This window comes from Mucilaginibacter jinjuensis, from assembly GCF_028596025.1.
GTDB classification, from domain to species: Bacteria; Bacteroidota; Bacteroidia; order Sphingobacteriales; family Sphingobacteriaceae; genus Mucilaginibacter; species Mucilaginibacter jinjuensis.
This window is the reverse complement of sequence record NZ_CP117167.1, coordinates 4,749,400-4,770,130: the sequence shown is the minus strand read 5'-3', so window position 1 is coordinate 4,770,130 and position 20,731 is coordinate 4,749,400. Positions and strand designations below refer to the sequence as shown.

Below are 20,731 nucleotides of genomic sequence, written 5' to 3'. Positions count from 1 at the left end.
TGAGGGTTTCTTTAATGTATTTAGAGAAACCCTTTTTTATGGCAGATTTAGCAAAACGATTCCCCGAAAATCCCTTATTACGCCCGGCGCATGTACACCCAAGCGCCGATGGCATGCAGGTGATTTGTTTATTGAATCCCGGCGTGTTTCGGTTCGATGAGAAAATCTGGTTGATTGTTCGTGTGGCAGAAAATACAGCTGCCAAAGAGGGGATGATCCTGATCCCAGTGATTAATGATGAAGGTAAAACTTCGATCATAGAAATTCCTGAAAAGCATCCCGAGTTGATTAATACCGATGCAAGAGTGGTACGGTTTCAAGGCCTGGATTATCTTACCACCTTATCGCACCTGCGCTTGCTTTGCAGCGATGATGGCATTCACTTTCATGAATCCGAAGGTTATGAACCGCTCTTCGGTAAAGGGATGCTCGAGGCTTTTGGGATAGAAGATTGCCGGGTTACTTATCTCGACAATAAATACTGGTTAACATACACCGCCGTATCGGCAAACGGGGTAACGGTAGGGTTACGCACCACTACCGATTGGAAAACTTTCGAATCGCATGGCGTTATCTTCCCTCCACACAATAAAGATTGCGCCATTTTTGAGGAAAAGATAAACGGCAAATATTACGCCCTGCACCGCCCAAGCAGCGTGGATCTGGGCGGAAACTTCATTTGGCTGGCCGAATCGCCGGATGGCATCCATTGGGGTAACCATAAGTGCATCATCAAAACCCGAAAAGATAGTTGGGACGATGCCCGTGTAGGCGCAGGAGCTGCCCCGATAAAAACCGATAAAGGCTGGTTAGAAATTTATCATGGCGCTAACTACAAACACCAATATTGCCTAGGCGCTGTTTTGTTGGATCTGAATGATCCATCTAAAATTATAGCCCGTAGTAAAGAACCCCTGATGGTACCTACCGAAGATTATGAAACCAGCGGTTTTTTCGGCAACGTAGTATTTACCAACGGTCATATTGTTGATGGTGATACCATTACCCTGTATTATGGCGCAGCTGATGAATTTGTTTGTGCGGCTAAGTTTTCGATAGCGGAAATATTAGAAACACTTGGTGTATAGCTCTTGTATTTTAAAAGGATAATTAATAGTTTTAATTATTCGATTTAAAATAAATGGAAAAACGTAAAGGCCTTATCTGGCGAATAATATTGATAGCTATAATTTACTCCTTGTTAAGCCATTGGGACGATGTAAAACGCGGCTTCATCGATGGCCTGAATGATGGTCATACCACGGCCATGAACACTAGGTCGGCTAAATAAATCAGATAAAAATATAGTCCGATTCGTGGAAAAATGGTCCCGGTTTTACTACTTCAAAATCATTTGCTTCGTACGTTAGCGCTACACCTGCGGCAAATATCAGGTGGGCCAGAAAAAGTTGTTTATAGAAATTCTTTACATCAACACCCGGTGGGTTTGGATGCGCTTTAAATGTAGTGTTCCAGATCAGGATGCCAGATAAACCACCTACTGATCCTAACAACAAAGCATTCGCCAAAGTAGGGCGTGTCTTTTTTAATTGGAGATATTTATCATAAATAGCAGTAAAGCCTACGCCCACACCCAAATGTGAAGCCCATCCGGCAGCCATTGCGGTATCTTTATCAAGTGTTGTTATTCGGTTAAGTAACTGACCTAATATTACAGGTTCGATAAAATTCTTTTTGGCAGCTTTGGTAACTGCATAGCTAAACAAGGTCATTACCGTTGTGCCCGCTGTTGCTGCTGTAAATATCTTTTTGAGGTTCATAGCTGCTTTATTTATCAATAAAACAGACCTTCGGTTTAAATGTTCTTATAGCGATTAGGAATATTTAATCGACTGATTGAAATAAAAAATCCCTGCCGCAAATCTGCAACAGGGATCATCTTATTATCTTTTGGTCAATTAGTTAACTTTTGTGTTATGCTGATATTTAGCAGTTCGGGTATCTTTAATAACACCCTTCCAGTTTAAACCGTAGGCGAAATCGTAAACATGGCCTTCACTGTCTTTATAGCATTTCATGTCTAAAGGCAAATCTTCGGCCTGGTGTTCAACAGTTGCCATATCTGCAGGCATTTGTAATGGTAACAAGCCCGATGGTTCTGTTTTGCCTGTCAATACATCTAATACAGCCTGATCTTGTACACCAAACTGCACTAACAAGGCGCTGGCATCCTGCTCAAATTCGCCGAATACGGTGGCGTTATTCATCATTACAGATACAATAACCGGTTTGCCTTTCATTTTGGTGTAGGTATCGGTCACCATATTTAAATCGGTTGTATTGATAGCTGTTGATGTTTTGCCTTTGTAACTGCGGTTAGCAGATTTCTCCAGCGGATCGCCGCCTGCAATGCTGGTTGCGCGGGCACCTGTAGCGGTATAGGGTTTATACTGCAAACTGATAGGCAGGTAACCATTGCCGCCGTTTTTAAGATCGTCGGCACTATAACCACCTTGTGATGCAGGGCTGTTGATAAATACCAGAGCATAATCAGCCTCGTCGGGATTATCAGTTACATTAAAGTACTTTTTAACCACAGCCAAACTTACCGGGTAATCTAATTTCTCCGGATAAGGGATCCCCAAAAAGTTTTTCCCGGCCGGCGTAAATTGTTTAGGTACATAAACTGTTTTATTTTTGGTAAGAGGTAATACGTTGCCCTTATTTTTCAGCATCACAATTGATTTAAGCTGAGCTTCATAACCCGCCGCCATAAACTCTGGTTTGCCCACAGTTGCCTGTGTTTCATCAGGATTCAAATAAGGGTTTTCGAATAGGCCGGTCCTGAAGATATTCTTTAACAAACGCACGGCCGATTGCTCAAAACGTTTGCGCATAAATGCTTCGCCATACTCTTTAACGCCCATTTGGTAAGCTGCCAGTACAGGTGCCGCATCGCTGTTGCCACCAAACTGGTCAACACCTGCTATTAAAGCTTTGTAGTGGCGTTCGGCTACGGTCAGTTTCTCTACTCCCCATGATTTTCCGGAAAGGAACTGATCAACTGCCGTTTCATCGGCAGTAACCAGCCAGTCGGTACAAACTACCCCGTCATATTTATACTTGCCGCGCAGCATATCATTAATAATGTACTTATTATAGTTATTACCCACGTTCTCACCATTTTTGGTATCCTGTGCGTAAGAAATAGTATAGTAAGGCATTACTGCCGATGCTTCACCAGTTTTACCTTTCAGCTTAAAAGCGCCTTCTGTAAAAGGCACCACATTTTTTTCGAACTGATGCGCCGGGTAAACCGCATACTTGCCATAACCATAATGTGCATCACGGCCACCTTCGCCACTGCCACCGCTTGGCCAGTGTTTTACCATTGCGTTTACGCTGTTATAGCCCCAGCCGCCAGAGATTTCTTTACTGCCTTCCGAAGTCTGGAAACCATCAATGTAAGCCCTTGCCATATCAGTAGCCAGTTGCGGGTCTTCGCCAAAAGTACCGCTTACACGCCACCAACGTGGTTCGCTGGCAATATCAACTTGTGGCGATAGGGCAGTGGCGATACCCAAAGCGCGATATTCTGAAGCCGCAATATGCCCGAAACCTTCCGTAACAGCAGGATCAAAAGTGGCTGCCATCCCTAACGAGCCAGGCCACATGGAAATTTGACCGCCCGCACCTGCGTTAAATTCGGCCGATGCCACGATGCCGTGACGAGGATCTGAACTGTTATTGGCCGGGATACCTAAACCAATACCTTCGGTGAGGGCCTGCATATTATTGTTCCACTCCGCAGCAATGGCAGGCGATTGTACAGAAGTAACCAGTACGTGCCTTACGTTATCCTTGGTTAAAAAGTCGGCTTGCTGATCGGTTAGGTCTGATGCCTTAGCCCCGCTCTCAGAAAATGCCTTACCATGATAAGTACCTGTAAACGGACCGGCCGGAGGTGCAGGGATAGGTTGGTGACGGCTGTATAACATCAACCCGGCAATTTGCTCCACGCTCATTTTACTGGCCAGGTCTTTGGCGCGTACATCGAAGGGTAAACGCCAGTCTTCGTACTTATCCAGTTTGCCGTTTTTGTTGAGGTCTTTAAAAGCAAGGCCATCAACCGTTAAAATTTTAACACCCGAGGCAGGGGAGTAACCCAGTGTTTGGCCGCCCTGGTTTTTTACAACAGTATAAGTACCCGCAGGTGTGCTGGTGTATTTTTGCTGCGCATAGGCCATTGACGTACCCAGCATAGCCATGATAAACGCGTACGAAGGAATTTTCTTCATAAAATGCTTAATTGATTTAATCTAATTGGTTTTTAGGGTTGGTTTCGAACCTTAATTTTATTGATATTAGCCACATACAAACGTTTCTGATCTGCTGCTTAATCAATGTGTTAAATTAACACAATAAACTTAAAAAGCAATTCTAAAAAAATAATTATTGCATGAAAACTATTGGTTTAATCGGGGGCATGTCGTGGGAGAGTTCGGTGTTGTATTATCAACTCATCAACAGAAAAGTAAACTCAGTTTTGGGTGGTGTACACTCGGGCAAATCGATTCTTTTTACAGTTGATTTTGAAGAGATTGCCGACTTGCAGCGCAAAAGCGATTGGGATACTTTAGCAGAGAAGATGATAGATGCCGCCAAGGCCTTACAAGGTGCCGGTGCTGATATGGTGTTAATTTGCGCTAATACGATGCACAAGGTATCTTCGGAAGTTGAGAGTAGTATAGATATCCCCCTGATTCATATTGGTGATGTTACTGCTGAAGCTATTAAGCAACAAGGTTTAAAAAAGATCGGTTTGCTGGGAACGAAGTATACCATGGAGCAGGATTTTATCAAGAACCGCATCGTAAATCAAGGTATCGAGGTGATTATTCCGGAAGAAGCTGATCGTGAGATAATTCATGACGTGATCTACACTGAACTGGCTAAGGGTATCATCAGCGATGATTCGCGCAAAGCTTATTTGAACATTATTGATAAACTGGTAGCCGAAGGCGCAGAAGGTGTGATACTGGGTTGTACCGAAATTGGTATGCTGATAAAGCCAACGGATACCACAATTCCTACGTTTGATACTACAATTATTCACGCCGAAAAAGCAGTTGAACTGGCTTTAGAGAAATAAGATGTCCGACAAGATTAAACTTATTCTGACTATGTTGGGGTTTTTGCTTGTAGTTATAGGAGGTTTGTATTGGATAAGTGTTTTTGCAAGGCAAAATAAAATACAAGGAATAGAAGCTATGAATCATGGTGTTGGCTATTCCAAAGGAATTATTACTGATTTTCATAGTTACAAAGGACATACTTTGACTGTTAGTTATAAGCTTAACGGGAGAAGTTATGAATACGATGGAGGATGGGATAGAAACCCGAAAAGGCTCAATAAAGGTGATTCGATCTCGTTTAAATATGCCCGGTCTAATCCTGAAATGATACTTACTGAATTGAATGACGATTATTAGAATTTTCGATGAAAAGAATTTTTACGCTTCTAACCTTTTTGTTACCTATTGCGGGTTATGCACAATTCAATAAAACTGATGCACAGCGTTGTGAGATACAGGCCAAACAAGTAACCATTATTCGTGATGATTACGGTGTGCCGCACATTTACGGTAAAACAGATGCTGATGTTGTTTTCGGACTGATGTATACACAGTGCGAAGATAATTTTAAAGGCATAGAGCGTAATTACTTATACCAATTAGGCCGCCAGGCCGAGGCTGACGGAGAAAGCCGCTTATACGAAGATTTGCAGATGCAGCTGATTGCCGATACTGCCGATGCGATAAAAGATTATAAAGCCAGTCCAATCTGGTTTAGAAAATTGATGAATGCCTTTGCCGATGGTATTAACTATTACTTGTACAAACATCCCGAAGTAAAACCGCTCGTATTTAAGCATTATGAACCGTGGTTTCCATTGATGTTTACGGATGGGAGTGTGGCTGCTACTAATTATGGCGATATTACATTGCAGGAGTCTCAGCAGTTTTATAGCAAAGGCCCGCAGCAAATGGGTGCAACTTTGCCCGGCTTAAAGCGTGAAATTGTAGAGGAGGTTGATAAGCGCGAGATGGGCTCTAACGGTTTTGCCATATCGCCAAGCAAATCAAAATCTGGTTACGCCATGCTGTATATTAACCCGCATGTGCCGTTTTATTTCCGTTCGGAGGTGCAGTTGGTGAGCGATGAGGGGTTGAACGTTTATGGCGCGGTTACCTGGGGGCAGTTTTTTGTTTACCAAGGCTTTAATCAGCATTGCGGCTGGATGCACACCTCGAGCTATGCCGACGTAGCAGATGTTTATGCCGAAAAGGTAATTAACAAAAGTGGCAAATGGGTTTACGAATATAACGGCGCACAAAAGCCGGTAACAGAGAAACAAGTTAAATTGACTTATTTAAAAGATGGCCAACAGGCAACCAGGCAATTCACCGGCTACCTAACGCATCACGGCCCGGTGCTGGCCAGTAGGGATGGCAGGTGGCTGGCTTTGAAACATTATAACCGTTCGTACAATGCCTTGCTCGAATCGTGGTTAATTACCAAAGCCAATAACCTGGCAGAGTACCGTAAGGCTATGGAACTGCGTGCCAACACCAGTAACAATACTGTTTATGCGGATGATAAAGGTAACACCGCTTTTTGGTACGGTGATTTTATGCCGAAACGTAACCCCAAGTACGATTGGCGTCAACCTGTTGACGGAACAACATCTGCTACCGAATGGCAGGGTACACACTCGATAGACGAGATTGTACATGTATACAACCCGATAAGCGGCTGGATCCAGAATTGTAATTCTACACCATTTACTTCGGCAGGAAAAGATAGCCCTGATAAGGATAAATACCCGCAGTATATGGCTCCTGATGGGCAGAATTATCGCGGGGTAACAGCTGCTAAGTTGTTGGCGGCATCAGGTAAGTTATCAATGGATGATATGATTGCTACGGGTTATAACCGTTATCTTTCAGCATTCGACGTGTTGCTGCCCGATCTGGTTAGTGCTTATAACCAATCAACCGATACATTGAAGCAACATTTGGTTGAACCGATGCAGGAGTTGCAGAAATGGGATAAAGTCTCTGCTGCAAATTCTATCGCTACTACTTTGGCCGTAGAGTGGGGCACCTTGATGTTTAAGAATCTACCCAAAGCTACATCGACAGAGGCAGGTACTTATCAGGCAGACCGGGTGGATAGTATGCTGCATAAAACTTCAGGCCATCAAGAGTTAGAGTACTTAAATGAAGTTGTAAAAAGCCTGCAAAACCGTTTTGGAACCTGGAAGGTAAAGTGGGGCGATGTTAACCGTTATCAGCGCCCGGTTAATGGCGTGTTTGATGATAATGCACCGAGCTTGCCTGCTGCATCTACAGCGAGTACCTTCGGGCAATTGCCATCATTTGTGAGCCGTACACAGAATACACAAAAACGTTATGGTTATTCAGGTAACAGCTTTATCGCTGCCGTTGAATTTGGGCCGAAGATTAAAGCCAAGACGATTGAAACGGGCGGAACATCATTCGACCCCACATCGAAACACTTTACAGATCAGGCACAAGGCTACCTGGATGGTAAGTTTAAGGACGTATTTTTTTATAAAGAAGACGTGCTTAAACATGCCGAAAAAACCTATCACCCGGGTTCATAAATCAACGCGTATTTTTATATCTTTGAGCTAATAAATTGATAATGAAGAAGTACTTACTCCTTTTAGTAATATTTTTAGGTTTCTCTAAAGCCGAAGCACAGCATATTAACTTCCAGGATATGCTGAGTTTGGTAGGTGCATCAACCGAGCAAATTAACCAGTTTTTAACTGTAGGTAAAAAGTTCGAGTATTTATCAACTGATATGACACAAGGTATTCCTGTAAATAGATATCAGAATAGGTTTGGCGAAGATGGTTTTCGTGAAACAGTAATTACCGGGATGGGTACGCCGATTGGCGGAGGCAAAACTTTACATGTTTTAAGCTATACCACCACCTCTGTAAAACACATTAACGAACTCATTAAGCAAATAACCAAGTACGGCTACCCTATGACATTTAAGGGTACAGATAACGATAAAACCATTCGCCAGTACGAAAGTGATATGTATGCTGTATCAGTTTATACGCCATTGCCCGGAAAAAATGATTATTACTCGGTAGAGGTACACGAAAAGCGCCTTATCTCGCTCGACTAAAAATATTTCTCGGCGGTCAGCCCGTAACTTAACAGTGAATTCTCACGTGCCGTGCGGTTCATGCGGTTGTAATTGTATGATGTTGTTAGGCTAAGCCACTTTCTCAGTTTCACAGAAAGGTTGGTGGTAGAGCGGATAATATAATCGCTGCCACGTGTAAACGAGTTCTGCACAAAATCGCTGCCATCAAGCACAATAATATCTTTAATTACAAACTTAAAAAGCACCCGGAACGAGTTTCGGTAAGTGTTGTATACATCGTGTGTGTCATCATCTAAAAATAAATCGCCACGGTCGTATAAAATACCATCGCTTAGGTTCAACATAGATACCTTGGTTTTCACAAGATCGTAGGCAACGCCACCACCGGCCTGTAACTGGTTATTAATTTTTAACGATATGCTGGTGGTATAATTAGCCAGCCCCCAGTAGTAAAAACGTGCGCTATCTTTTTGGATATCAAAATCGAGTGAAGTATTGAAATCATTATTCGTGATCTCATGATCGGTTTTACCATAAATCCAGTTGTTATTGAAGTTCATGGCGAGTGATTTCTTCTTAACACCGAACTTAAAGCTATTATTCAGGAGATATGTACTGCTCGATTCGGTTTTATTGATAGAACCTGACGAAGCAAATTTGGTGTAATAATGCGTGGTATCATTAAACTGCGCCAGGCAGTTGTGAGTTATCAGTATAAATAAAAGCAGGAGCAGATGCTTATAAGTCATAAACAGAATGATGTTTATTAGGCAACAACATGCATTCTATTATGTTCGGTTCTAAGTCAAAAGTTAAATAACAAGATCAAAGACGAAAGACAATGGATGATAGATAGGATAACTTAACTATTAACATAATAACTCAATAATTACATTGTCAAATCATGCGTGTTAAAGCATTTGTTAAACAGGTCGGTAATCTGGTTACGATCAGCTTTAGGGCAAGGCTTTTTAAATGATAGCCTCGGCTTAACACGGCTTTTGCTTTCGAACACGGGGAATCCCGGATGTTCTATCTCAAAATAATCCTTGTAGTTGGTTTGATTTATCCGGCTCAGCTGCTGCACTAACTGGCCGAATGTTACTAATCTTCTGTAAAACGGACTCATATTTCATCGCCTTTAATGTTGATTATAAGACAATTAGTATGCCATTTCTGTAGCTGTAATTTCAACAAATGTTTAAGAGTTTTCCACATTGTTAAAATATTTTCTTCGGTATTATCCGTTGAAATTGCAGCCTAAATATGTTGATCGATGATCTGCTTTAGCTGTGCAGCCTGCATCACACCAGATTGGCGCCATTTAGCTTGCCCGTCTTTAAACAAGATGAGTGTGGGTACACCCTGTATTTTATAAGCATCTGCTGTAGATGGGTTTTTGTCAATATCAATCTTTAAAATCTTTATACTGTCGCCCGTCATATCTTTCAGTTGCTTTAAAATAGGGGCCATCATTTTACAAGGCCCGCACCACTCGGCCGAAAAATCGACCAATACCGGTTTCTCATCTTTTAACAGATCTGCAAATGTTGCCATAGTTCTTAGTTTTTAAACACGTACGCCGTCTTTACTTAATTGTATGCCGCCATTGTGCCCAACGTGCACGCTTTCGGCAATGCTGTCGTCATCAATAAAAAGCTTCTCGTTATCAATAGTAATGTGGTGTTCACCAATCATAAAATCGCCGCGTAAGCGCAAAATATGAGTTTCGCCAATATTATGCAATTCATTAAGTACATGGCTCGAAAGTCCTTCGGCAGTATGCTGATCGAGTTGTAAAACATCAAGCACAGTATGCACGGTACCATTGGTAATATGTACCTGGTTATCGGTTCGTTGTACTTTGTATTCAGGATGGTCATAATCATTATCGGCCAGGGCAATGTTATGGCCAAGTGTATCTGTAATGTTGGTGTCTACAACCAGTAATTTGGCTTCCGAACCGTTTGCTGCCGGGGCATAAACACTTTTAATTCTTAATAATTCGATGGCGTTACCATCCTGTACGTAAGTGATAACGGGTTGATCAACGATGAAAGCGTTTGATCCGAGTAGGAATGTGTATTTCATGGCTTGAGCTATTTTCTAATACTTAATAACAAACAGCGCTTAAATGTTTAGGTTGTAAGTAATTAAATTTAGGGTGATAACACGAGGCCTTGCTATAGTGATTTAGCTGATTTTTAATTATTATTGAACAGATGTTCGGAATCAATAATAAGAGTAAAAATAAAAGACTATATTACGTACTAATGCCGAAACTCCCGATACTTAAAAAACGTATATAAAATATAAAAGCACACAAATTTACGCTCAAAGCCCCAACTGAGATCAATGATAAGTAGCGAAAGCAAAAGACTTGAGGCTGTAAGCCGTTTTATGGTATTGAATGACGATATCACTAAAGACCTTAATGATATTGTAAACCTTACAGCCCAGATTTGCGAAACACCCATTGCGATGGTTACGCTTATTGATGAGGACATGCAATGGTTTAAGGCAACCCAAGGCGTGGATATTTACTGTAATACACGTGAGGCATCGTTTTGCCGGTTTACCATTGAACAGGACGAGTTGTTGATTGTACCCGATGCCAGTAAAGACGAACGTTTCAGCAAACATCCTTTTGTTGAAGATGGGCCTAAAATAAGATTTTATGCGGGGGCTAACCTAACCACCCGTGATGGGCATAATGCAGGTACGCTATGTATACTGGATGTAAAACCCAAAGAACTTACCGAAACCCAGCAAACAACATTAAAAGTATTGGCTAAACAGGTAATGAACCTAATGGAGTTAAACTGGAGTTTGCAAACCCTGGATGAAAAACACCAGGAGGTATTAAAGCAAAAGGAAGATGCCGATGCTTCGCAACTGCATTTGAAGGCTATATTCGATAGCTCGAAAGACTTATTTATTTTACTGGGTAAACACCTGAATATCCTGGCGTTTAATAATGCGGCAGCAAAATACTACGATAGGACAATAGGCAAACAGATAATTGCAGGAGCTTTCTTATCGGATTATCTGGAGCCTGTGGTATTAAAAAAACTGGTAAGATATTACAGTGCGGCGTTAGCAGGGCATAATGTACGTACCGAATTTTTTGTCAGAAAAGACACTCCGTATGCCGCCTGGCTCGAGGTTTATTTTACACCGGTTAAAGAAGGAGCAGAAATATCGGGCGTGGCGCTTAATGTATCAGACATAACAGCGCGTAAAAAACACGAAGAACAAATTACGTTGCAAAATGAAGCGCTGCAACGCATAGCCATTATACAATCGCATGAATTGCGCAGGCCGGTAGCTTCATTAATGGGTATAATGGAATTAATTAAATTGGAAGAGGAACATCCTTACGATGACTACGCCTATTTTAAAATGATAGAAACCACTGTAAACGAACTCGACGATAAAATTTGCGGTATAGTTGCCGAATCTGAAACCACGCTTAATAACAGCATTATCGTTAATTAACCTTTTTCTCAGCTTTCAATTCATTAGCTGCCATAATAACCCTGGCGCGCTGGTAAAAGCTTTGTAGCTCCATTTGTTGCTCTACCTCTTCCAGTGCTTTCATCAGGTTGTTCTGGGTTTCGGTTAGTTGTGTAGAGGCGGCTATCATTACTTGCCATACAGGCTCCATCCGGGTTATGAGCGCTTGTCCTTTTTCTGTCAACTGCACCAGTCGCTTACGCTCGTCGGTTTTATCCTTTCCAGATTTTATCAGTTTCTGTTTTTCCAGTTCCTTTAATAGAGTGATGGTAGAAGGGTGTGAATAGCCAATCTCGGCAGCCAACTCAACCACGCTCAAAATAGGCTTTACATGTAGTGTATAAATTACAGGGAACCACTTGGGTTCAAAATCTACGCCATAGGCTTTATAGATCAGCAGGCCGTCCTTACGCATCTGTTCTGCGAGGCGTTGTAAACGGGTGGCAATAGCCAATATGCCCAGGTCGTTAATAACATTCATAGCGTGGTTTATTTGTCCAAATGTAACTGATAAAACATATTGTCGGTAAGCATGAGCGGAAAATACGATGGCAGATCATTAACCGCAATCGGCGTAAAACCATTGCGCTCATAAAACCGGTGTGCAGCTTTTAACTGATGAACTGTGCCCAGATAGATGTGCGTAATTTCCCGTTCGCTGCAATATTGCAGTAATGTATTAAGTAATTGTTGTGCAGTGCCCAGTTCTTTACCACGATACTCCTTTTTCACAAACATCTTACGGATGCAAGCCGAGTTATGGCCACAATTAATAAATGCGATGGTGCCAATCAGTTCGTCGCACATAAAAGCACCCCAGAAATTTCCGCCTCCCTGATGGTAATTGGCTTCGATATCCAACAGATCAAGTTGCTGATTAATAGTGATACTCAATCCGAACTCTTTTTGCTGAATGGTTAAGATCAGGTCTATGATCTCATCGCTGTAGTCATTATAAATGGGTCTGATAGATATTGTATTTTCCATATCAAATAATTATGTGCAAATATATGTAGTTAACTACATATATTTGCACATTTTGACAGACTTTTTTTATTCCCTGAAATTTTAAGCTTTCCAGACCGGGTTAATTCAATAAAAAAATGGCTATACCTTTAAGTATAGCCATTCTCATATTTCTACTATTTAATCTTATCTCTTAGTTCTTATCCAGCGTAAGCTGCGAAGTCTCGGTAACAATAATTTCTGGCTTGCCTTTGTAATCAATTATTTTGCCGGTAATACAAACTTTCTTGTTTAAAAAAATAGTTTCAGGTTCGCCGGTAAATTTTTTACGGTCATCGCCTTTAATAACCACAGTAAGCAGTTCGTTAGGATGTGGTGCGCCAACGTTAAGCAATGTTGTTTTCGAGTTATCGAAATACCTGCCGTCAACAATTTTATCGCAAACCATTACAGTTTCGTTAATGTGTTTTGCAGCATCTTTGGCCTCAATTTTTGTTTGTGCAAATCCTTTAATTGCACCTGCTACAACCAGCAGGCATATTATCACTAATTTTTTCATCTTGTTATCTTGTTGAAGTAAAATTATAATATTAAAACATAAAGCAAAGCTATTAATGGTAACAATTCGGTGCCTTAGGTTGTTGGGTGTTTTAAGGTTTATGAAGGTAAACCATTACACCCCATTATTCGTATTTACTGTGGATATTTGAATGTTGCTAATTAAATAATACCTACATTTAATAGAGGCACTAATATCGCTATGTTTTCCTTTTAATTAAATTATTGTTATTGAGATAATTTTGATGAAATTAGTTAATTCATGATTGATAGTTAATAGTTCATTGTAGAAATAAGCATCGTGCCCCCGACTATGATCTATGAACCATTAACTATAAACTAAAGAAGCCACCAAATACAATCAAAAAGCCAAAGTATGCAGTTGCTAAACCTTTTCGCGCAAAACCCTGCTCCGTTGGCAATTTTGAAAGGCCGTGAAGGGATCTTTGAAGTATTTAATCCTGCATTTATAAAGGTATTAGGCCATGCTGATATTCAGGGTAAACCGCTTAATGAGGTTTGGTCCGTTTTTTATCGCTATTGGAACGATGTATCGGCCCGGGTTTTCGAGCGGGGCGAAACGGTTTATCACTACAGCTACGCTGCCGAGGCCGACTGGCTCAATAACGGTAATAATTATACAGCATATTTCGATTTCGTTTTTTCGCCCAATCGTGATGATACGGGGGTGATAAATGGTGTTTTGGTTACCGGCCTCGATGTAACTAACAGGGTAGTAACGCTAACCCGCCTTGCCCAACAAGAACTGGTATTAAAAAGTGTTACCGAAGCAGCAGCAACCGCACTTTGGATGATTAATGTAAACGGTGATATTACCTACGTTAGCGAAGCCTGGGTGCGCTGGACCGGCAAGCCTGCCGAAGCACATTTGGGTAGGGGATGGCTAAACAGTGTGGTAGAAGAAGACCGCGAACACGTATTCCATCGCTTTGCTTTATACTTTGCTGCTAAAAAGATTTATAATATCGATTTCAGGATTATCCGTGCCGATGGGCATTTACAATGGATTGCGGCAACCGGTAAGCCCCGTTATTCTGCCGAAGGTGAATTTGAAGGGTACGTGGGCTCGTGCATGGATATTACCGAACGGAAGGAAACAGAACGCCACCTGAAAGAAAGCGAAGAACGTTTCCGTAAGATCGCTGACTCGGCTCCTGTATTTATTTGGATGGCCGATACCAGCGGCAAAACTATTTTCTTTAACAGGAGTTGGCTCGAGTTTACGGGAAAAAGTTTCGAAGAATCTGTTAATACCACCGAAACAGAAGAACTGCACCCGGAAGATGCAGAAAAGGTTTATAACATATATAGTGTCGCTTTTGAGAAAAGGGAACCTTATTATCTCGAGTTCAGACTGAAGCGTTACGATGATGTTTATCGTTTTATCGGCATGAAATCGGTACCCCGGTACTCGCCCGACGGTGAGTTTGAAGGGTATATCGGTTCGGGCATGGATATTACCGAAACCAAGGAACATGAGCAGATTAAGAACGAATTTATAGGTATGGCCAGCCATGAGTTGAAAACGCCTATTACTTCAATGAAAGCTTATGTGCAGTTATTGCTCAATATTTATAAGAATGAGGACGATGATGAATTCCTCAAAAAATCGTTGACTACTGTAAACAAGCAGATCAACAAACTTACCCGCCTGATAACCGATTTACTGGACGTATCGAAGATAGAAAGCGGCAGATTAAGCCTTAACAGCGAGGTTTTTGTGATGAACGATTTGCTGAAAGAATGCATCGATGAAGTTCAATATACAGCCCAAAGGCATGATATTGTGCTTGAAGAGGACGCAAGGCTTTCTGTTTATGCTGACCGCGACCGAATTGCCCAGGTGATTACCAATTTGCTTACCAATGCCATCAAATACTCGCCCGAAACAGACCGCATTGATGTACTCATCAGAAATATAGATGGCCAGGTACGTGTAACAGTTCATGATTATGGCATCGGCATTGGCAAAGAGGAACAGGATAAAATTTTCAACCGTTTTTATCGGGTTGAAGGCCGTAATGAGCAAACTTTTTCGGGATTTGGTATTGGGCTGTTTGTAGCCTCAGAGATTATCCGCAGGCATAGCGGCCGCATTTGGGTTGATAGCGAAAAAGGAAAAGGATCATTCTTCTCATTTGAGTTGCCGGTAGTTTATAGTTGATGGTTCATAGATCATAGTGAGCTGCTTATCAACTATAATTTATGAACTGTTTATCTTGCTATGATCTATGAACCATCAACTATAAGCTATCTTCTCCAACATCAGTCCTTTGTCTATTGTCTTTCATCCTTAAGTCCTCTTTTCAACTAATTTCATTTAACTTAAACAGTGGCCTCTGTATTTTGTTAACTTAGAGAATCATCTACTTAAAAGTAAAACGATATGAAAGATCAAACCAAAGTAATAGCAGCGCTTTTAGTGGGTGCTGCGGCGGGTGCCGCGATAGGTTTATTATTGGCCCCCGAAAGCGGAAGCGAATTACGTGAAGACATTGCCGATTATGTGAACGATTTATTTGAGAAAGCAAAAAATCAGGCGCAAAACACCGTTGGCGATGTTAAAGATTACACCAGCAGTGTAGTTGATAAAGCAAAATCGAAATTTAACGGTATTGTTGGCGATGCTAACGATTACAAAGATGAAGCTGTTGATGCTGCACAAGCCAAAGCTGATGAAGCTAAAGATAAAGTGAAAAGTACTGCTAATGATTGGAATAACTCTATCCAACAGGCATAACATATTTTACCGTATAAAGATGGCCCCGGCATGCCGGGGCTTTTTTTGTTGTAATTTTTTAATAAAGTAACGGAAATGTTAAAGCAGTGGGTTGTAAATTCTAAATATTTTTCATTTCTTTGTGATAGTTATTTTAATAGGGGTATTAAATGACTATGAATGAAAGCCGGATCTTAGGACCCGGCTTTTCTTTTTCATAATACCTGGTTTGGCGCGCCGAGGTATTCATCCGCAATCATCAGGAACAGTTTATCGTCATCGCGCGACTCATCAAAACATTCCACCATCAACTGTTCAATCTTTTTATAATTTAACAATGAAGCCAGGCGGCGCAGCATTCGGTACGATATAATGTTTACGTGTTCAACCAATTGCATGTGTACCATAATGTCCATATCGTTTACAATTACCGAATCGGGGTTGTTGCGCAGGTCGCAGGCATTTTGAATGATGGTTTTAATCGGCGCATCTGTAATTTCGGTAGGGGTTACGTTCAGCATTGCGTAGATCTCCTCCATGCGGTTTATCTGCGTTTTTACATCCTTTAGCAATTCCTCGAGCGCTAATTGTAAAACTTTTAATTTTGTTTTCTTAATTACAAGGGGCAGTTGTTCATTTAAATATAGTTTGCCGTCGTAAATTTTATTGAGATAATAAATAAAAAGCTCTTTTTGTATTTCGGGACTTGATGCCTTGTGTGGTGTTGTTTCCATGGTTTAGTTGCTTTAATTTAACTGTTAAAAAAGTATCAGCGAATATTTAATTATATGTTAAAGGTAGCGAATGCATCCCGCTAATTTTCAACTTAATACAATTTGCAGGTTGTAAGGTTTTCTGTAAAATTCTTGTTAAAAATCAACAACACTCCTACTTTTGCTGTAGTATTCTGCGAAAAGCGACCCCAACATCTTAAATATGAATCAGCATAACCGGCCCGGTGGGTCGTTCCACATCTCGTTCGATTTGTACGAGAACGGTGAAGAAACCAACTTACTTGTGTTACCCTGCAACGAAACCTTTATTGTAGTGCAAAATAATGAGCATATCTGTACCATTGTAAAAACTTTTGATGAGCCCGATTATTGGGAACAGCATGCCGGTAACCTGCCCGAAGAAACCATTGAAAAAATGGGTGCGGCCATTACCAATCGCAACGCTTAAATAAAATCCGTTACTTTGTAGCCAGATGAAGTGGAAACTTGGCGATTTTGTGCGTTTTGTAGATGAAAGACGCGAAGGGTATGTTACCCGTATTTTTGATGAGCAAATGATTGGCGTTACCGGCGATGACGATTTCGAAATACCGGTACTGGCCACCAAAGTAACCTCTGTGCATGGCCACCATGCAGGTGGGGGCGGGGCAGAAGAAAGCTCATCAACAACGGCACAATCAACCGCAGCTTTTGTACAGCATGGTGTGCACCTGGCTGTAGTGAGCGATGCGCGTGCAGCTTCGGTAGTGCATTTTCATTTGGTTAATGAAACTTCGTTCGAGTTGTTGGCTACGCTGACTACGCAAAGCCAGGATAAATATAAAGGCGAGTTTTCGGGCATTATTGCACCAAACTCGAGTGTGGATATGTATGCCGCCCAACTGGCAGATATACAGCTTTGGCCTACTTTTGATTTGCAGGTATTATTTTATACCAAGCAGCAGGTAAAGCCACAAAAGCCAATACTGTTTACTGAAAAATTTAAAGCCAAAGATTTTGCCGGAACAAAGAAAACAGTGCCGGTATTAAAACAGGCAGGTTGGCTAATCCGCCTGGATGAAACCGAGTTGGTTATCGATCCGCAGAAGTTAAAAGAAAGCTTCTTTAAGCTTGCCGAAGAAAAAATAGACCTCGATAAACCCCTGCACGATGTTGACCTGCACATTGAAAAACTGCGCGACGATTTCCAGTTTTTAGATAGCAGCGAGATATTGCAGATCCAACTGAATCACTTCCGCAAAATGCTGGATGCCGCCATTGTACACCAGATGCCATCTATCGTGTTTATACACGGCGCAGGCAATGGGATACTAAGGCATGAGATCCACAAACTGCTTGGCCGCAACCAAAAGGTACAAACCTTTATGGATGCCCAGAAAGAGAAATTCGGTTTCGGGGCGACAAGGGTGCTGTTAAAATAATTAGTTAATTTGACAATATGTCGATTTGCTAATTTGTCAATTGAGAACTGAGAAAGTTCAACAAATACAAATGTTAGCAAATCGACATACTAACTAAAGCATTAACAAATTGCCGAATCAACAAATTGTCAAATTGATTAAGCATTAACAAATTGCCGAATTAACAAATCGACAAATTAATCATTCGCTTCTCAAACTCTTCACCGGGTTAATCAACGCCGCTTTAACCGCCTGGAAGCTTACGGTAATTAAAGTAATCAGCAAGGCAACCAATGCTGCCAATACAAACATCCACCATTGGATAGGGGCATGGTAAGCAAAGTTCTCCAGCCATTTACTCATCCCTAACCATGCCAAAGGCGAAGCTATGAGCAGGGAGATAAATACCAGTACCAAAAATTCGCTGGATAATAGTGTAAATAACGAACCCACACTTGCACCCAAAACCTTACGGATCCCAATTTCTTTAAATCGCTGTTCGGCAGTAAACATAGCCAAACCTAATAAACCGAGGCATGAAATAAAGATAGCCAGAAAGGCAAAGGCGTTTGACAACTTACCGATAACCTGCTCATTCTGGTATAGTTTCAGATACTCATCATCAGCAAAATTATAGTTGAAAGGGAAGTTAGGGTTCATCTCTTTACACAAGCTTTCTAAACCGGCCAGCGCTTGCTTGGTTTTACCGGGCTGGGTACGGATTAAAATACTGCCGTAAATATGTTCTTCATCGAGATGGAAAACTAATGGCCTTATTTGCTCATGAAGAGACATGAAATGAAAATCTTTTACGATGCCGATAATAGTACCCTTGTGGCCCCAAAGGATAAACGGTTGCCCTATCGGGTTTTTATAACCGACTCTTTTTAAAGCCGCCTCATTAAGGATGTAGCCAACAGAATCAGTTGCAAATTCTTTAGAATAATCGCGGCCCTGCGCTATCTTTAATTTCATGGTGCGGATAAAGTCATAGCTTACTACCGCCTGGGTAAATTCGATATTAAGGTTAGGGTCTTTACCTGTCCAGTTTACGCCGCCGGTTGTGTTTTCTATATCAGTTGGGTCGTCGCTTACACGGCTTACATCTTCGATGCCCGGCATTTTAAGTGCTTCGGTTTTAAATACATTATACTTGGTTTTTAAATCGCCGCTTATAGGAATGTAAACAAGGTTACCACGATCAAACCCCAGGTTTTTAGACTGTATATAATTGATTTGTCTCGATATAACAATGGTGCCTAATATTAAAACGATAGATAATACAAACTGAAAGATAACCAGTCCTTTACGAAATATTATCGCACCCCATTGTAGTTTTAAAGTTCCTTTTAAAACCTTAATTGGATTAAATGACGACAGGAATAAAGCCGGATAGCTACCGGCAATAAAACCGGTTATTAAAGTTAAGGCAACGAGATTTAACCAAAAGAAAGGCTGATTAAAAGGTAACTCAATTTGTTTTAGGGTAATACTATTAAACAAAGGCAGTAAAAGCACCACTAACAATAATGCGATAATTACCGCTATTGATGTAAGCATCAAAGATTCGCCGATAAACTGTTTTATTAAAGAGCCGCGCAATGCACCTACAACTTTGCGCACGCCAATTTCGCGCGCCCGTTTTACAGAACGGGCTGTGGTAAGGTTCATGAAATTGATACATGCTATCAACAGTATAAAAATGGCAACTATACTAAATAACCTTACATATTCTATGCGGCCACCATCAATTTTACCATCGGTAAACTTGCCGTGCAGGTAAACGCTGCTATATTTCAGCATGCCCAATTCTTCAGTAAACGTGCCTTTCTTCTGTCCTTTGTTCAGGTTATCTAAAAAGTGGGTTAGTTTGCGTTCAACAGATGCAGGGTTGGCATCGGCCCTTAACATAATATAACAGCTGGGTCCGTTGTTCCCCCAATCTTTCGCCCAGGTATGTTCTTCTAAAAAGGTGTACCAGTTAATAAAATAATCAGCTTTCTCGGTCGAGATATTAGGTGGGTTTTCATATACGCCGGTAACGGTAAAGTTTTTATTATTCTCGTACCGGATAGTTTTACCAATAGCCGCTTGCGGGCTACCAAAAAATGCATTGGCCATTTTACGGGAAATAGCAATGCCCGATGGGCTGTTTAGTGCTGTTTTTACATCGCCTTGCAAAAACGGGTAACTAAACATTTGGAAGTAATCGGCGCCTGCAGCATTACCCTGAAACTTAATTATTTTATCGCCCAGCTGAAAGGTATTCCAACTTGGCCAGGCTTCATTTGAAGCAAATTGTATTTCGGGTATCTGTTTCTTCAACTCATCTGATAACTGCCCGGGCACATTATACTGGCCTACTATTTTATGGTCGTAATACTGGCGTTCATAAACAGTATAAAGCCTGTTGCCGTTTTTATGAAAATTATCCATGCTTAACTCGTTTTGTACCCAAAGCAAAATAAGCAGGCTACAGGCCAGGCCAACAGAAAGACCCAGGATATTAATAAATGAGTGCGCTTTATTTTTAATGAGGTTGCGCCAGGCAATTTTGAAGTAATTTTTAATCATAACGCTATTAATGTACAGATGTGCGAATATGCTGATGTGCAGATGCTCATTCAAAATTTGCATATCCGCAC

22 protein-coding genes are annotated in these 20,731 nt (G+C 41.2%); 11 read left to right on the top strand and 11 right to left on the bottom strand.

The genetic code is table 11. From position 1 onward, the window contains the following. The first annotated feature begins 38 nt into the window (after positions 1-38). Positions 39-1,088: a glycoside hydrolase family 130 protein gene (locus tag PQO05_RS20575; protein WP_273629329.1), complete on the top strand. Its 1,050-nt coding sequence runs from the start codon at positions 39-41 to the stop codon at positions 1,086-1,088. Positions 1,089-1,141: 53 nt separating this feature from the next. Continuing rightward, positions 1,142-1,291, top strand: a complete 150-nt coding sequence (locus tag PQO05_RS20570) for a hypothetical protein (protein WP_273629328.1) — start codon at positions 1,142-1,144, stop codon at positions 1,289-1,291. Position 1,292: 1 nt separating this feature from the next. Here PQO05_RS20570 and PQO05_RS20565 read toward each other — a convergent pair whose 3' ends face one another. Then, positions 1,293-1,781: a hypothetical protein gene (locus PQO05_RS20565; protein WP_273629327.1), complete on the bottom strand. Its 489-nt coding sequence runs from the start codon at positions 1,779-1,781 to the stop codon at positions 1,293-1,295. Between the two features lie 138 nt (positions 1,782-1,919). Continuing rightward, the gene (locus PQO05_RS20560; RefSeq protein WP_273629326.1) at positions 1,920-4,259 is read right to left on the bottom strand and encodes a glycoside hydrolase family 3 protein; all 2,340 of its coding nucleotides are present in this window, start codon (positions 4,257-4,259) and stop codon (positions 1,920-1,922) included. 161 nt (positions 4,260-4,420) lie between these two features. Here PQO05_RS20560 and PQO05_RS20555 point away from each other — a divergent pair, with 161 nt between their 5' ends. The 4 genes from PQO05_RS20555 to PQO05_RS20540 are packed head-to-tail and all read left to right on the top strand — an operon-like array spanning position 4,421 to position 8,190. Continuing rightward, entirely contained in the window at positions 4,421-5,113 is a 693-nt protein-coding gene (locus tag PQO05_RS20555; RefSeq protein WP_273629325.1) for an aspartate/glutamate racemase family protein, read from the top strand. A 1-nt stretch (position 5,114) separates the two neighbouring features. Next, the gene (locus PQO05_RS20550) at positions 5,115-5,453 is read left to right on the top strand and encodes a hypothetical protein (protein ID WP_273629324.1); all 339 of its coding nucleotides are present in this window, start codon (positions 5,115-5,117) and stop codon (positions 5,451-5,453) included. Between the two features lie 8 nt (positions 5,454-5,461). Then, positions 5,462-7,651, top strand: a complete 2,190-nt coding sequence (locus PQO05_RS20545) for a penicillin acylase family protein (RefSeq protein WP_273629323.1) — start codon at positions 5,462-5,464, stop codon at positions 7,649-7,651. 41 nt (positions 7,652-7,692) lie between these two features. Then, positions 7,693-8,190, top strand: a complete 498-nt coding sequence (locus PQO05_RS20540; RefSeq protein ID WP_273629322.1) for a hypothetical protein — start codon at positions 7,693-7,695, stop codon at positions 8,188-8,190. Here PQO05_RS20540 and PQO05_RS20535 read toward each other — a convergent pair. From PQO05_RS20535 to PQO05_RS20520, 4 genes are all read right to left on the bottom strand, one after another. Continuing rightward, positions 8,187-8,921: a DUF481 domain-containing protein gene (locus PQO05_RS20535; RefSeq protein ID WP_273629321.1), complete on the bottom strand. Its 735-nt coding sequence runs from the start codon at positions 8,919-8,921 to the stop codon at positions 8,187-8,189. The two genes, PQO05_RS20540 and PQO05_RS20535, sit on opposite strands and share 4 nt — an antisense overlap. A gap of 140 nt (positions 8,922-9,061) precedes the next feature. Further along, on the bottom strand, positions 9,062-9,301 hold the full coding sequence (locus PQO05_RS20530) for a hypothetical protein (protein WP_273629320.1): 240 nt from the start codon (positions 9,299-9,301) through the stop codon (positions 9,062-9,064). Between the two features lie 131 nt (positions 9,302-9,432). Then, the gene (trxA, locus tag PQO05_RS20525; RefSeq protein ID WP_273629319.1) at positions 9,433-9,729 is read right to left on the bottom strand and encodes a thioredoxin; all 297 of its coding nucleotides are present in this window, start codon (positions 9,727-9,729) and stop codon (positions 9,433-9,435) included. Between the two features lie 12 nt (positions 9,730-9,741). Continuing rightward, positions 9,742-10,263 carry a hypothetical protein gene (locus tag PQO05_RS20520; RefSeq protein WP_273629318.1) on the bottom strand — a complete coding sequence of 174 codons (522 nt, stop codon included), beginning with the start codon at positions 10,261-10,263 and terminating at the stop codon, positions 9,742-9,744. Between the two features lie 264 nt (positions 10,264-10,527). Between PQO05_RS20520 and PQO05_RS20515 the strand changes: the two genes are divergently transcribed. Further along, positions 10,528-11,670 (top strand): GAF domain-containing protein, encoded by a 1,143-nt coding sequence (locus PQO05_RS20515; protein WP_273629317.1) that lies wholly within the window; start codon positions 10,528-10,530, stop codon positions 11,668-11,670. Here PQO05_RS20515 and PQO05_RS20510 read toward each other — a convergent pair. The 3 genes from PQO05_RS20510 to PQO05_RS20500 form a co-directional block, all read right to left on the bottom strand. Continuing rightward, positions 11,663-12,169, bottom strand: a complete 507-nt coding sequence (locus tag PQO05_RS20510; RefSeq protein ID WP_273629316.1) for a MarR family winged helix-turn-helix transcriptional regulator — start codon at positions 12,167-12,169, stop codon at positions 11,663-11,665. The genes PQO05_RS20515 and PQO05_RS20510 overlap by 8 nt on opposite strands. Before the next feature lie 8 nt (positions 12,170-12,177). Continuing rightward, positions 12,178-12,675 (bottom strand): GNAT family N-acetyltransferase, encoded by a 498-nt coding sequence (locus tag PQO05_RS20505; RefSeq protein ID WP_273629315.1) that lies wholly within the window; start codon positions 12,673-12,675, stop codon positions 12,178-12,180. A gap of 172 nt (positions 12,676-12,847) precedes the next feature. Continuing rightward, positions 12,848-13,213, bottom strand: coding sequence for a hypothetical protein (locus tag PQO05_RS20500; RefSeq protein ID WP_273629314.1), 366 nt, complete (start codon positions 13,211-13,213; stop codon positions 12,848-12,850). A gap of 375 nt (positions 13,214-13,588) precedes the next feature. On the opposite strand from PQO05_RS20500, the gene PQO05_RS20495 reads away from it, so the two are divergent. Beyond that, complete coding sequence (locus PQO05_RS20495) at positions 13,589-15,397, top strand: PAS domain S-box protein (protein WP_273629313.1); 1,809 nt, start codon at positions 13,589-13,591, stop codon at positions 15,395-15,397. Between the two features lie 222 nt (positions 15,398-15,619). After that, complete coding sequence (locus PQO05_RS20490) at positions 15,620-15,973, top strand: YtxH domain-containing protein (protein WP_273629312.1); 354 nt, start codon at positions 15,620-15,622, stop codon at positions 15,971-15,973. Positions 15,974-16,167: 194 nt separating this feature from the next. On the opposite strand, the gene PQO05_RS20485 is transcribed toward PQO05_RS20490, so the two are convergent. Further along, positions 16,168-16,686: a DUF892 family protein gene (locus PQO05_RS20485; RefSeq protein ID WP_273629311.1), complete on the bottom strand. Its 519-nt coding sequence runs from the start codon at positions 16,684-16,686 to the stop codon at positions 16,168-16,170. Between the two features lie 202 nt (positions 16,687-16,888). Here PQO05_RS20485 and PQO05_RS20480 point away from each other — a divergent pair, with 202 nt between their 5' ends. Together PQO05_RS20480 and PQO05_RS20475 are read left to right on the top strand one after the other, a co-directional pair. Further along, positions 16,889-17,134, top strand: coding sequence for a hypothetical protein (locus PQO05_RS20480; RefSeq protein ID WP_273629310.1), 246 nt, complete (start codon positions 16,889-16,891; stop codon positions 17,132-17,134). 25 nt (positions 17,135-17,159) lie between these two features. Beyond that, complete coding sequence (locus PQO05_RS20475) at positions 17,160-18,107, top strand: Smr/MutS family protein (protein WP_273629309.1); 948 nt, start codon at positions 17,160-17,162, stop codon at positions 18,105-18,107. Positions 18,108-18,287: 180 nt separating this feature from the next. Here PQO05_RS20475 and PQO05_RS20470 read toward each other — a convergent pair whose 3' ends face one another. Further along, on the bottom strand, positions 18,288-20,660 hold the full coding sequence (locus PQO05_RS20470; RefSeq protein WP_273629308.1) for an ABC transporter permease: 2,373 nt from the start codon (positions 20,658-20,660) through the stop codon (positions 18,288-18,290). Between the last annotated feature and the right edge of the window lie 71 nt (positions 20,661-20,731).

Excerpts from the sequence above, each read along its gene's own strand:
- PQO05_RS20575 (WP_273629329.1), top strand. The coding sequence starts at position 39 with ATGGCAGATTTAGCAAAACGATTCCCCGAAAATCCCTTATTACGCCCG.
- PQO05_RS20570 (WP_273629328.1), top strand. The coding sequence starts at position 1,142 with ATGGAAAAACGTAAAGGCCTTATCTGGCGAATAATATTGATAGCTATA.
- PQO05_RS20565 (WP_273629327.1), bottom strand. The coding sequence starts at position 1,781 with ATGAACCTCAAAAAGATATTTACAGCAGCAACAGCGGGCACAACGGTA.
- PQO05_RS20560 (WP_273629326.1), bottom strand. The coding sequence starts at position 4,259 with ATGAAGAAAATTCCTTCGTACGCGTTTATCATGGCTATGCTGGGTACG.
- PQO05_RS20555 (WP_273629325.1), top strand. The coding sequence starts at position 4,421 with ATGAAAACTATTGGTTTAATCGGGGGCATGTCGTGGGAGAGTTCGGTG.
- PQO05_RS20550 (WP_273629324.1), top strand. The coding sequence starts at position 5,115 with ATGTCCGACAAGATTAAACTTATTCTGACTATGTTGGGGTTTTTGCTT.
- PQO05_RS20545 (WP_273629323.1), top strand. The coding sequence starts at position 5,462 with ATGAAAAGAATTTTTACGCTTCTAACCTTTTTGTTACCTATTGCGGGT.
- PQO05_RS20540 (WP_273629322.1), top strand. The coding sequence starts at position 7,693 with ATGAAGAAGTACTTACTCCTTTTAGTAATATTTTTAGGTTTCTCTAAA.
- PQO05_RS20535 (WP_273629321.1), bottom strand. The coding sequence starts at position 8,921 with ATGACTTATAAGCATCTGCTCCTGCTTTTATTTATACTGATAACTCAC.
- PQO05_RS20530 (WP_273629320.1), bottom strand. The coding sequence starts at position 9,301 with ATGAGTCCGTTTTACAGAAGATTAGTAACATTCGGCCAGTTAGTGCAG.
- trxA (WP_273629319.1), bottom strand. The coding sequence starts at position 9,729 with ATGGCAACATTTGCAGATCTGTTAAAAGATGAGAAACCGGTATTGGTC.
- PQO05_RS20520 (WP_273629318.1), bottom strand. The coding sequence starts at position 10,263 with ATGAAATACACATTCCTACTCGGATCAAACGCTTTCATCGTTGATCAA.
- PQO05_RS20515 (WP_273629317.1), top strand. The coding sequence starts at position 10,528 with ATGATAAGTAGCGAAAGCAAAAGACTTGAGGCTGTAAGCCGTTTTATG.
- PQO05_RS20510 (WP_273629316.1), bottom strand. The coding sequence starts at position 12,169 with ATGAATGTTATTAACGACCTGGGCATATTGGCTATTGCCACCCGTTTA.
- PQO05_RS20505 (WP_273629315.1), bottom strand. The coding sequence starts at position 12,675 with ATGGAAAATACAATATCTATCAGACCCATTTATAATGACTACAGCGAT.
- PQO05_RS20500 (WP_273629314.1), bottom strand. The coding sequence starts at position 13,213 with ATGAAAAAATTAGTGATAATATGCCTGCTGGTTGTAGCAGGTGCAATT.
- PQO05_RS20495 (WP_273629313.1), top strand. The coding sequence starts at position 13,589 with ATGCAGTTGCTAAACCTTTTCGCGCAAAACCCTGCTCCGTTGGCAATT.
- PQO05_RS20490 (WP_273629312.1), top strand. The coding sequence starts at position 15,620 with ATGAAAGATCAAACCAAAGTAATAGCAGCGCTTTTAGTGGGTGCTGCG.
- PQO05_RS20485 (WP_273629311.1), bottom strand. The coding sequence starts at position 16,686 with ATGGAAACAACACCACACAAGGCATCAAGTCCCGAAATACAAAAAGAG.
- PQO05_RS20480 (WP_273629310.1), top strand. The coding sequence starts at position 16,889 with ATGAATCAGCATAACCGGCCCGGTGGGTCGTTCCACATCTCGTTCGAT.
- PQO05_RS20475 (WP_273629309.1), top strand. The coding sequence starts at position 17,160 with ATGAAGTGGAAACTTGGCGATTTTGTGCGTTTTGTAGATGAAAGACGC.
- PQO05_RS20470 (WP_273629308.1), bottom strand. The coding sequence starts at position 20,660 with ATGATTAAAAATTACTTCAAAATTGCCTGGCGCAACCTCATTAAAAAT.